Source organism: Mesorhizobium sp. M1329 (assembly GCF_040318035.1).
Classification (GTDB): Bacteria; Pseudomonadota; Alphaproteobacteria; order Rhizobiales; family Rhizobiaceae; genus Mesorhizobium.
In genome coordinates this window covers 265,449-276,596 of record NZ_JAMYLN010000004.1, presented here as the reverse complement: position 1 = coordinate 276,596, position 11,148 = coordinate 265,449, and the positions used below count along the sequence as shown (strand labels likewise).

11 protein-coding genes and 2 pseudogenes are annotated in these 11,148 nt (G+C 61.3%); 5 read left to right on the top strand and 8 right to left on the bottom strand.

Features of this window, described 5'->3' with window-relative positions; genetic code table 11:
* Positions 1–182, top strand: a pseudogene (locus NKH21_RS06330) (hypothetical protein); the annotation flags it as partial.
* A 465-nt stretch (positions 183–647) separates the two neighbouring features.
* On the opposite strand, the gene NKH21_RS06325 reads toward NKH21_RS06330, so the two are convergent.
* The gene (locus tag NKH21_RS06325; RefSeq protein WP_352671800.1) at positions 648–1,682 is read right to left on the bottom strand and encodes an NAD(P)H-dependent flavin oxidoreductase; all 1,035 of its coding nucleotides are present in this window, start codon (positions 1,680–1,682) and stop codon (positions 648–650) included.
* Positions 1,683–2,288: 606 nt separating this feature from the next.
* Here NKH21_RS06325 and NKH21_RS06320 point away from each other — a divergent pair.
* A complete protein-coding gene (locus NKH21_RS06320) occupies positions 2,289–3,017 on the top strand; it encodes an HAD family acid phosphatase (protein WP_352664772.1) in 729 nt (242 codons plus the stop codon).
* A gap of 50 nt (positions 3,018–3,067) precedes the next feature.
* Here the strand turns inward: NKH21_RS06320 and NKH21_RS06315 are convergent.
* Positions 3,068–4,049: pseudogene (locus tag NKH21_RS06315) on the bottom strand (quinone oxidoreductase family protein).
* Positions 4,050–4,147: 98 nt separating this feature from the next.
* Between NKH21_RS06315 and NKH21_RS06310 the strand changes: the two are divergent.
* Positions 4,148–4,540 carry a winged helix-turn-helix transcriptional regulator gene (locus NKH21_RS06310; RefSeq protein ID WP_352664754.1) on the top strand — a complete coding sequence of 131 codons (393 nt, stop codon included), beginning with the start codon at positions 4,148–4,150 and terminating at the stop codon, positions 4,538–4,540.
* Positions 4,541–4,614: 74 nt separating this feature from the next.
* Here the strand turns inward: NKH21_RS06310 and NKH21_RS06305 are convergent, their stop codons facing one another.
* Positions 4,615–5,220: an NADPH-dependent FMN reductase gene (locus NKH21_RS06305; protein ID WP_023678377.1), complete on the bottom strand. Its 606-nt coding sequence runs from the start codon at positions 5,218–5,220 to the stop codon at positions 4,615–4,617.
* Positions 5,221–5,311: 91 nt separating this feature from the next.
* On the opposite strand from NKH21_RS06305, the gene NKH21_RS06300 reads away from it, so the two are divergent.
* Positions 5,312–5,680 carry a winged helix-turn-helix transcriptional regulator gene (locus NKH21_RS06300; protein WP_023678378.1) on the top strand — a complete coding sequence of 123 codons (369 nt, stop codon included), beginning with the start codon at positions 5,312–5,314 and terminating at the stop codon, positions 5,678–5,680.
* Between the two features lie 49 nt (positions 5,681–5,729).
* On the opposite strand, the gene NKH21_RS06295 is transcribed toward NKH21_RS06300, so the two are convergent.
* The 3 genes from NKH21_RS06295 to NKH21_RS06285 all read right to left on the bottom strand — a co-directional run bounded on the left by NKH21_RS06295 (position 5,730) and on the right by NKH21_RS06285 (position 7,702).
* The gene (locus NKH21_RS06295; protein ID WP_352664752.1) at positions 5,730–6,038 is read right to left on the bottom strand and encodes a hypothetical protein; all 309 of its coding nucleotides are present in this window, start codon (positions 6,036–6,038) and stop codon (positions 5,730–5,732) included.
* 152 nt (positions 6,039–6,190) lie between these two features.
* On the bottom strand, positions 6,191–6,586 hold the full coding sequence (locus NKH21_RS06290; protein ID WP_023678380.1) for an acyl-CoA thioesterase: 396 nt from the start codon (positions 6,584–6,586) through the stop codon (positions 6,191–6,193).
* Positions 6,587–6,736: 150 nt separating this feature from the next.
* A complete protein-coding gene (locus NKH21_RS06285; protein ID WP_352664750.1) occupies positions 6,737–7,702 on the bottom strand; it encodes an alcohol dehydrogenase catalytic domain-containing protein in 966 nt (321 codons plus the stop codon).
* A 100-nt stretch (positions 7,703–7,802) separates the two neighbouring features.
* On the opposite strand from NKH21_RS06285, the gene NKH21_RS06280 reads away from it, so the two are divergent.
* Positions 7,803–8,690, top strand: a complete 888-nt coding sequence (locus tag NKH21_RS06280; RefSeq protein WP_352664748.1) for a LysR family transcriptional regulator — start codon at positions 7,803–7,805, stop codon at positions 8,688–8,690.
* A gap of 165 nt (positions 8,691–8,855) precedes the next feature.
* On the opposite strand, the gene NKH21_RS06275 is transcribed toward NKH21_RS06280, so the two are convergent.
* Together NKH21_RS06275 and NKH21_RS06270 are read right to left on the bottom strand one after the other, a co-directional pair.
* Positions 8,856–9,827 carry an MBL fold metallo-hydrolase gene (locus NKH21_RS06275; protein ID WP_352664747.1) on the bottom strand — a complete coding sequence of 324 codons (972 nt, stop codon included), beginning with the start codon at positions 9,825–9,827 and terminating at the stop codon, positions 8,856–8,858.
* A gap of 297 nt (positions 9,828–10,124) precedes the next feature.
* The gene (locus NKH21_RS06270) at positions 10,125–11,051 is read right to left on the bottom strand and encodes a LysR family transcriptional regulator (RefSeq protein WP_352664745.1); all 927 of its coding nucleotides are present in this window, start codon (positions 11,049–11,051) and stop codon (positions 10,125–10,127) included.
* Positions 11,052–11,148 lie beyond the last annotated feature (97 nt).

The window sequence follows — 11,148 nt, the reverse complement described above, 5'->3', positions numbered from 1 at the left end:
CAGAGAAGCGGCTGCGTTTCATGTCCTGGTCCTCTCGATGGCCAGAACGAACTTCAAACCGGATTAGATCAGAGGGGCAAGGTCAGGACGACACCAGCGTCAAGCTCGACGGCAATCATCCGTTAGCGGGACGGGATCTGGTGTTCGACGTTGAACTGGTCGAGATCGTTCAGGCGGCATAGGGCACGGCAAAGCGCGTATCCGCCACGATTTTCGGGTGACGCATTTCGACCGGCGGTTCCGGCGATGCGTCACCTGTCGGAGGGAAAGACCGCGACGGCGGAAATCGTGTAGCTTACAGCAACCCATAGAGACATTCGGCATCTGGAATGTCCAATTCAGCGTCGCAGTCTCCAGGACCTGTGGAAGCGTAGTGTCTCAGTTTGAGATCTAGACTGTAATCCCATTATCGCACGTGTCGAAGTTCGCACGCTAGCGCACTTTCAGTACACCGCCATCTTGTAGATTAGCGAGGCTTGATGATTGGCTGCCATGTGAGTGCGTGCGAATTTGCGACAGCGCTCATCTGTGTTGATTTGCTGCTTCCGTGGAACTATCCGGAATAATGTAGCAGACGCCACAAGATCGTAGCTTCGTATGCCACGACTGCTTCAATCTCCCATCAGAATTACACCCACGCCGTCCTCTCAGCCCTTTGTCGAGCAGTCGCTGCGATGACCGGCTCGCTGCGCCATGATCTGTGCTGCATCCTCGATCAAGGCTCTGACAATGTCAGACGCTGGTAGAATCTCATGCACCAATCCGACGGACTCGCCCGCGTAAATGGCGAAGTCGTCGATTTCCCCCTGACCTCCACTGAGAAGGCTGGCGAACGAGTAGCGCCGCACTGGGTTGCCATCGGGAGTGCGGCCAATCTCTTCGCCCTCCCCAGGTCTCGAACCGGACTCGGGGTGCCCCACCGCTTCCCATGCCTCGACCGTGCGGTTCCGCAGCACGCGGCTCGGTGCATCCGGCCAGCCTCCGTCAAAAAGAGTGGTCTCGATCGTGTCACTCGCGGCAGCTTCGATGAGACGCCGCTTGTAATCGGCGTGACAAGCCGCTTCAGTCGACGCAAGAAACCGTGTGCCGAGCCATACACCTGACGCGCCCAGCATGAGAGCCGCAGCAAGGCCTCGCCCATCGGCAATTCCACCAGCCGCGAGAACGGGCACCTTCCCGGCCACATCGGCCACAAGTGGCACGAGCACCATGGTTGATAGCTGGCTCCACACGTGACCACCGGCTTCATTGCCCTGCGCGACCAGAATATCCACACCGAGATCAATTGATCTACGCGCCTCTTCCGGAGTCCCGACGGTGTGAACGACCAGCGCACCCGCGGCTTTTGCACGATCCATGTAGGGCGCGATGTCACCCCAGAAGAAAGAGACGATCCGAGCGCCGGCCGATAGCGCAGTTTCCATCCTCTGGTGCTGATCCCATTCAAGGACGAAGTTGGCGAGGAAGGGAGCATCATCAGTAAGCCGCCGCACGGCACCGACTAGCTCTTCGATGCGCTGCGGGCTGTCCCAACTGAACCCAAGCCCGCCGAGGCCCCCGGCGTTGGTCACTGCTGCTGCAAGTTCCGGCCGTGATGCACGCCCCATCGGGGCCGACACGATTGGATGGCGAATACCGAGCAGGCGAGTGAGAGGAGTGACAATCGGTCCGTCGGCATCCATGAAGGTGCTTCGTTTTCTGAACGCGCTTGAACACTCGCGCTCGAATGCACTCGCGACAATGCCACGCTACGGTCTACGTGTTCTTTGACGTGCGATCCCGCGTGGTCCGCTGCGGATATTATTGCTTGACATTCGAGCCTAATGTCAACGACCGGTAGTAGCGCATTTCGAAGGTCAACGATCTTCCATTGCTGGCCGCAAAGCTGCCGCCGGGCGCGGCCGGCGGGGGTGGCATCTACATAATCCCGGAATTATCCCGCCATGGTGTGAGCGGCACACCGCTTTTGTGGCGTTCGACCCAACGTCGCCAGTGAGGATCTGACAAGGCAATGCGTTCCGCTTCGAGGAGACTTACGCCGTGCCTAGAGCGAAGCTCTTTGATATGAATTATCCAACGATCTCGATCTGCCATGGACGATCTTACCGTTTCTTTTAGGAACCGCGCTTGCCGGGCTTGGGCGCAACGGCGTCCATCTTCTCGCACAGATCATCCATTGACCAAGCAAACCGGGATAGGCGCTTTCGCATATTTCAAATTTCAAACTGAGACACTACCGTGGAAGACCTCGCTTGACAGCCGACTTCTCGTGACAGCAAAGTCTCGTGATGCGGGCGATTGGCTGGAATAGAATTGCGCGTGCCGGGGCAATCGTGCTGATGATTGGCACAAATGTTCCTTGGCCGGCGCGTTCCGACTCGCTCCTTCTCACAAGCCCGTCCCAGCCAGCCAATGTCGGCGATGCGATGCTGGCGGCCGCCAATTATCATGATTCCGGCGACTATGATCGCGACCTTGCCGCAGTGGCGAAGCAGGCCGGCGACTGGGTCGTCAAGCGCGCAATGGAGGTGCGTCGCCCAGCACTGGTGCTCGACATCGACGAGACGGCTTTGGCCAACTGGGAAGTGATCACACGTGATAATTTCGGCCGCCCGATCGGCGGCGCCTGCGACATCGCAATCGACGGTCCCTGTGGCTGGGCCGCCTGGGACCAGCTTGCGAAGGATCCGGCTATCGACCCTGTGCTGGAGGTTTTCCGGCAGGCGCAAACGGCGAAAGTCACAGTGTTCTTCATCACCGGACGTCCGGAGGACCAGCGTCAGGCAACCGAACAGAACCTGCAGTCGGCCGGTTATGCCGGCTATGAGCAACTTTACATGGTCCAGCCTGGGGCCAAATACGGCTCCGCCGCAGATTTCAAGGCACCCATAAGGGCCGAAATCGAAAAGGCCGGCTACACGATAATTGCCAATGTCGGTGACCAGCCATCCGACCTGTTCGGCGGGCATGCCGAGAAGCTGTTCCTGCTGCCTAATCCGTTCTACCGAGTTCGCTGACGGCCGGAACGGCACAAGCCCGGATCCTCGGATCCTTGCGGAGCACCACGCTAAGGTATCAAGACTACCTTGCCGGTCGCGCCGCGCTCCTCCAGCAGGCGATGCGCGTGGGTGGCCTGGTCGAGCGGGAAGCGGCCGCCGTTGGTCACCTTGAGCTCACCGCTCGCGGCCAGATCGAAAAAGCTCCAAAAGGCCGTCACGGAGGACGTCTGGAGACAGCAACGGCAGCAGGGCAAAACCCCTCAGCGACTGGTTGCGGCCGATCATCGCCTCCATCTGCGGGGCGCCGAGCCTGTATCTCCCCAGTGCGGCAAATACCAGCTCTCCACAAGGCGCAAGGGCCCCGAGCGCGGCCGCCGTCAGCGGGCCGCCGACGATGTCGTAGATGATGTCGACGCCGGCGCCGCCTGCCGCTGCCCGGACGTGCTCCGGCCAATCCGTCTTGCTGTAGTCGACGGCAGCGTCGGCCCCCAGCGACAAAGCAAGGTCGAGCTTGGCCTTGCTGCCTGCAGCCGCGATGACGCGGCTCGCGCCGGCGCACTTGGCAAGCTGGACAAGCAACGAACCGACGCCGCCCGCGGCAGCCGCGACCAGCACCGATTTGCCGGCCGGCGGGCTTTGCCGCGATAGATGCAGCGCCGTCAGCCCTTGCACCATCAATGCCGTCGCGTCTTCGAACGACAGCGCATGCGGCAGCGGCACGGCCAGGCTTGCGTCGATCGTCACATACTCGGCATAGCCGCCAAACGGGCGGCTCGAGGCGAACAACGGCGCGGCGACGCGCATGCCGAGCAAGGAAGCCTCCACCCCATGCCCGAGCGCCTCGACGATCCCGGCGGCCTCGACGCCAGGGATCATCGGCAGTTGCGGCGTCACCGCATAGCGATCCGCGCGCATCAGCACTTCGAAGAAATTCACCCCGGCCGCATGAACGCGGACCAGGACCTCGCCGGCTTGCGGCTCAGGCTTCGGCACCGCGACTATGTCGAGAACGTCAGGCCCGCCGAAGCGGCTCAGTTGAATGGCTCTCATCGCATGCACCGATCGCTGTTGGCATCGGCCGCTGTTTGCCACTATCTGCCTGGCTTCGACTACACACCGATTTGTCGGCTGCTGACCGGGAGGTGACCATGGCCAAGCTGATCAAGAGACTGCCGATGCTGCCGGCAGAGCGCGCGCTTAAAGTGATTTCGGGCCGCTGGAAGGCGGTCATCCTGTACCATCTCTTCGACGGGCCGCGGCGGCTGTCGGCGCTGCAGGCGCTGATGCCCGATATCACCCAGAAAGTGCTGATCCAGCAGCTTCGCGAAATGGAAGAGCACGGCCTCGTGCGCCGCGAGATCTTTGCCGAGATCCCCTCGCGCGTCGAATATTCGGCGACGCGGCTCGGCCTCAGCCTCGAGCCGATCCTGCTGGCACTTTGCCAGTGGGGCCAGCATCACGCCGACGAGCTGAACGAGATGGACCGCCTTGCCGATTGCATCATCAGGCCACGGCAAACGCAGGACGCCCATGCCGTGTGAACAAAAAGGGCGGCGCATGCGCCGCCCCAATGCTTGGGAGAATTAATCCTTGGGAGGACTGTTCGAACCTGTGCTCAGGCCGCTTTGACTTCCTCGGCGACGGCATCGGCCTGACGCGCCGTCTTCAGCACCCTGGCCCACCATGCAATGTCGTTGACCAGCGCGGTTGCCGCCTGGTTGAGGTGCTCGAACTCGTCGAGCTTCTTGTCGCCTTGCTTGACAGCAAGGAAATCGGCCCAGGCGATGTGTACGGCGGACTTCACCGGCGCCATCTGCAGCTCGACCGCATGCAGCCTCAGCTGCTCGACCGCGCGCGCGCCACCGACGCTGCCATAGCCGACGAAGCCGGCCGGCTTCTTGTTCCACTCGTTGGCGGCGTAGTCGATTGCGTTCTTCAGCACGGCCGTCGGGCCATGATTGTATTCGGCGGCGGTGAAGATGAAGCCGTCGAATCCGGCGACCTTCTTTTGCCAGCGCTGCGCCACTTCGTTCTGCGACGGCACCCAGGCGGAGGATGCGACCTCATCGAAGAACGGCAGCGGGAAATCGCGCAGGTCGACGACTTCAACGTCGATGTCGGCGTGCGACTTGGCGATCTTGGCAATCCATTGGGTCGGGACGTCGGCAAAGCGGGCCGCGCGGGTCGAACCAATGATGATGGCGATTTTGGGTTTTGACATAGAGGGGGCTCTCCTTACGGGAATACTGGTATCGTTTAGATACCTGAGCTATATGAGTAACTGGCACCTCAATGTGCAAGGAGGCACTTTTTTGTTACCAAGGCACCCGCACCGCACCGAGGACTGCCGCGCCATCTCGGAAATCCTGCAACGTGTCGGCGACAAATGGACGGTGCTCGTCGTCGGCAAGCTCGGCAACGGGCCGCTGCGTTTCAACGAGCTGCGCAGCGCCGTCGGCGGCATTTCGCAAAAGATGCTGACCACGACCTTGCGCGGGCTCGAGCGCGACGGCTTCGTCACCCGCACGGTATTCCCGACCATCCCGCCGCGGGTCGACTACGAATTGACCGATCTTGGCTACGAGCTGCTTGTGCCGGTCGATGCGCTCGGCGAATGGGCGCGCAAGAACACAGAGCGCGTCAAGGCGGCGCGCGAAAAATTCGACGCCATGCACAGCTGAACCCTTGCGCTGCAAGGGTTTGAACCTGTCGGAATCCTCCGGACGAGCCCTACTGCTGTAACTGCATCTTGCTCTTCGGCAGCTTCTCGATCCGGTTCCATTTCGGGTTGGGACTGACCACCCTCCCGCCAATCGTACAGGTCGTGGTCGTCTCCTTGCGGCAATTGCTCACCGTCGTGCCGCTGGTATCGCATTTCGTCGCCGAGCAGATCTCGCACTTGGCCGCCTGCCCGTTGATGGTGCGGTTTTCCGACGTACAGGTAGCGCCTGGATCGCCTTTTTTGACCTCGGCAAAAGCGCTCGCGGACGACAGGCAGAGCAAGGCTGCAAAGGCACCCGCCAGGGCAGCGTTCAGCATGTGTTGACGCATTGTCTTTCCTCCCAATATCCCGCCGGTCGCGCTGCAGGCGCATGCGGGAACCCGTTAGTCAAAGACCACGCGGGATCGCTGCCCGCATCCCCCGCGCGGGAGAGACGGCTGTTTATATCCGTCTTCTGGAATCAGGCCGGTCAGCCTTCCGCCGGAACTGCCTTCGGCTTGCCTTCGCCGTCCAGCGCCACCATGACGAAGTCGGCATGGGTGACCTTCTCCATCAGGTCGGAGAGATAGCGCTGCGCCCAGGCCTCGACCTTGAGCGTCATCGAGGTGCGGCCGACGCGTTCGACATGCGTATAGATGCACAGCGTGTCGCCGATCTTCATCGGCTTGGCGAAGGACATTTCCTTCACCGCCGCCGTCACCACGCGGCCCTTGGCGCGCTCGGCGGCGCGGATGCCGCAGGCGAGATCCATCTGCGCCATCACCCAGCCGCCAAAAATGTCGCCTGCCGCATTGGCGTCGGAAGGCATGGCCAGCGTCCTGAGCGTAAGATCGCCGATCGGCCGCCCGTCCGCGTAATGCACCATGGCCAATCCTCTCGAACCGATTGTCCCGATCCCGTACCGTCACGGCACGGACAGGTCAACGCGCCATTGAACAGGTCGCGGCCCGATGGCGAAGGCCGAGCCGCCACGGGCCAATATCTACAACAGAGTTCGACTTGGCTGCTTTCGAGATCAGATCAGCACCACCTTGCCCTCGCCTGCGGATCTCGCCGCATGTTCGAGCGCGAAACTGAAATTTTCCAGGCCATACCGGGCAATTACCGGCAGCGTGCCGGGATGTTCGGCGAGCAGCGCCCAACATTCGCGTGCGGCGTTGGCAAGCGTCTCCCGGCTGGCGCTGCGCTGCCAGCCACTGAGCGCGAAGCCGCACCAGCGCAAGGACTTGTAAAGCAACATGGAGGCCTTAACTTCGAACGAGCGATCGTCGAGAACGCCATAGGAGAACAGGCTTCCGCCCGGCGAGATGCGCTCGATAAGTGAGACCGTATCGGGGCCGCCGACGGGATCAAGCACCAGATGGTATGGCTCCGCGGTGCTCAGCGCTGCTGCAACAGTGGCACCGGATCCGATGACCTGGAATTGGGCATCAAGGAGACGATAGGATTCTTTTTCGCGCACAAGACGTTCGACAATCATGCCGCGCTTGCGCGCCAGTTGATCGGCAACGGCGGCAACCGCGGAGCGCGCTGCTGTGAGTAGAACCCGATGGGCAGGCGCCGTCGGCGCCAGATCCAGAAGGCCCCAGGCGGTGAGCGGGTTGAGTGGAAACTGACAGACTAGCTCGTCACTAAGGCTTTCGCTGAGTTCGAGCGGAACCGGATGCACGTGCTCGACCGGCACGGCAGCGTGCTCGGCCCATGCTCCCGGGCTGCGAAATGCTACGCGGCGACCGACGTCGAGCTCGCGAACCTCTTCGCCCACCTGCTCGACGATGCCAGCACCGTCGTAACCCGCGACCTGCGGATAGACGGGCTGGGTCACGTACTTGCCGGCAATGAATAGCCGATCGGCCGGTTGGATTACCCGGGCGGACACGCGCAGCAGCACTTGGCGAGGACCGCAGGCGGGCTTGGGCACCTCTCGAAAGCGTAGAACATCTTCGGCGGCGCCGGACTGCTCAAACACGATCGCCTTCACAAATATCTCCTTTCCCAATCTTTCGCTCGCAACCATAAGCAGGCAATATCGATACCGAAAAGGACATTGTTCATATAAGGTCAGACCAAAAGGGTATGAGATGGACCTGCGACACCTGAGATATTTCGTTGCGGTTGCAGAGAGCGAACTGGTGACGAGGGCCGCGCAGCGGCTGCGCATATCGCAACCGCCGCTGAGCAGAGCTATTCGCGAATTCGAAACTGAACTGGGCGTCGACTTGTTCTGGCGGCAGAAGCAGCGCTTGACCTTGACACCGGTCGGTGAACTGCTCTTGGGCGATGCGAAGACCATCCTCAGTCGAGTGGACGGCTTCAGGCGGCGCGCCCAGTCGCTGTCATCAGGAGAGCAGGGGCGGATCCGGGTTGGATATGTCGATGGAGCGATGCAAGGAGGCCTGCTGTCGAAGCATCTTCGGGAACTCCGCGCGCAATGCCCCTCGCTCGCGGTGGAGCTTATGCCACTTAGCACTGAGATGCAGCTTGCGGCGCTTGCAGATGGGGTGATCGATGCCGGGATCATTTATACGCCACGCGCCGAACACGACGACGTTGTGATTCATCGGCTTCTAGCGGATCACCTGCTGCTGGCACTGCCGGCGGATGACAAATTGGCCTTAAAGCGGCAGATAAGGCCAGCCCATCTGGATGGGGTGGCATGGGTCGTGGTGCCTCGGGAAGGAGACGCAGCATGGCAAGGACGGTTTGCACAACAATGCGCCAGGGCTGGGTTTCGGCCAGAAATCCGTTACGAAGTGTCTCAACTGTCGGCGATGCTTGGCCTGGTCGAGGCGGGTGTGGGACGAGGCTTCGTCCCTGAGAGCGCCACGCGGGCTCAGGTTCCCGGCGTCAAGTTCCGATATTTGTCGTGGTGGCCGCACACCATCGACTTCTGGCTCGCCTGGAGAAAGCACAATCCTGCTCCCGCCGTACGCCAGTTGCTGCTCGCCAATCGAATTTCCGGGACGTAGATTTTGCTTTCACTGCATAACCAAGTCATGGTCGGCAATAAACTTAACGCACGTCGCGCAAAAGTGTGCGGCGGTTTTGCGATAACGACATGCATAAAACAACAACCTAAAGCGCGTCGCATGAGGCCGGTCGAGGCGACGCGCTTTAGACCGGAACCGTCCCGTTCACAAAGCGGGCCAGGGCGTCGGGACGTAGGCGTAGGCGTTGCCTTCGCGGATAACATGACCGATGCCCGGGAACGGTAGGTGCATGCCTGCGACGAGCAGGCCATCCGCAGACACCATGTCGAGCACCTTCTTGCGTGTGGCGATTGCAGCCTCCTGGTCCACATCGAAGGCGATTGCCCATTCCGGATGCGCAAATTGCAGCGCGGAGGCGTGGATTACGTCAGTCAAGAGCAGCAGGTTGGCGTCACCAGAGCCAATTCGAAGCGCGAGATGCCCCGGCGTGTGTCCAGGCGCAGGCAATGCGGTGATCCCGGGCGCGATCTCGACCTCACCTTCGATCTTCCGGATCTTGCCATGGTAAGGCACCAGCGATTTGCGCGCTATTTCGAAGTACGGCTTCATCCGGTCGGGCGCCTTGGATAGGATCCCGTCATCGTGCCAGAAAGCGAATTCCGGCATGGCAACCACGACCTCCGCTGCCGGGAAGGCGGCCGTGCCGCCACTACCAACAAGGCCGTTGGCATGGTCGGGATGGAGGTGGGTGATGATTACCGTGTCGATTTCTTCCGGCCTGACGCCGGCGGTGGCGAGTGCCTCAGGTAGATGTCCCAGTATGGGCCCCATCGCCGATGCCGTGCCGGTATCGATCAGCACCCGTCTGTCGCCCCTGGTGACAAGGTAAGCATTGACCGAGGTCGGGAGTAGTTTTGGCAGGAATGCCTTTGCCAGCAGCGCTTCAGCGGCAGCCGGATCTGCGGAAGGGAAGAGTTCTAGGCCGAGATTGAGGTAGCCGTCGCTCAGTGCCGTGATCTCGAGGTTGCCGAGCATGAACCTGTGGGCGCTCGCAAGCGAAGCCGGAGACGGGGCGGCGATAGCCGCAGCGTTGCTCCCAAAGAGGCTGATCGGGGAAAGTAGCAGGGCGCCGGCGCTAAGAGTGCCGAGGCCGAACGTTCGACGGTCGATATTCATGGTCTTGTCCTTCGAATTGTAGACGAAGCTAGGCGCAGGCTACGGGATCGCTGCCAGGGGCGGATGCCGACCGTTGGACTACCCCGCGGGAAATGGAAATCTTCGGGCGGGTTAACGCGGTTCATGGCGAACTCCTTGCGACATCAATAAGGCGCCTCATAAACAGCGGGAATAGCGATGGGATGCAGTTCACTGCTGCATATTGTGCAGCAGTGAACTTAAGCGGGTAAGGCCGCTGGTTTGCCCGTGCGCTAAGCGGCCTCGAAGAACTCACTCGATGCCGAGCCCTGGCTTGGCCTACTGGACAGGCTTCCGAGGTTCGAGCGCCCGGCGCAATTTCGGCGCCTCTTGCTCGATATAGTCCCACAGACGGTTCGAGATCGGCCCGTGCGGCCGGTCGCGGCGGCGCGCCACCACCAACTCCTCGGTGCGGCCTGGCAGATGACGGCCGGCAATGGATTGCAGGCGTCCGTCGCGCAGTTCCTCCTCGATCAGGAAGCGGGGCATGTGGCCCCATCCGAGGCCCTGCAGGATGATTTCCTTCTTCATGCCCTGATCGGCCACCATGCATTGAGGCGCACCCTCGATCATGAAGTAGTCTTGTTGCGGTGAATGGCGGGCCGTGTCGCGCATGACACATTGGGTGAACGCGTGCATCTGATCCGGCGTGATGGGGTGCTTGATGCGCTCCGGCAGAAAGCCCGACGCCACAACTGGGACGAATGGCACCTTGCACAGATCGATCCATTCCACCCGCGGATCGCTCTTGTCGATCCAGTGCAGGATCAAATCGGCTTCGTCATCGAAGAGGCGCTCCCACGGCCCGCCCACCGCCTCGAAGTGCAGATGCAGGCGTGTGCCCGGGCACTGGGCGAAGAACCGTCCGAGCATGCCCAGTGCCTGCGGGCGCGGGCAAAGGTCGCCGATCACCACATGGATCTCGCTTTCTTCGCCCATTGACAGCTGAGCAGCATGAAGCCGCAAACCTTCCAGCTCGCGCAGCAGCGATTGTGCCCTGCGATGGAACGACAGCCCTGCCTCGGTGGGGCGCACGCGATAGCCGCTGCGATCCAAAAGGACGAGGTCGAGTTGCCGCTCCAGCTTTGCAACGGCGGCGAACACCGCCGGATGCGAGCGATGCAGCATGGCCGCCGCAGGCTGGAAGCCGCCGCAGCGGACCACGGCATCGAAGCATTGCAGGTCGTGCAGGGTGAATTCGGCCATGTCAGCTTCTATTACAGAGATCGTCCTATCTTTGTAATATCATCAAAAGCACGCCACAGCTAGGCTTTGCCACATTCAACGCTTCAAGAAGGAAGGT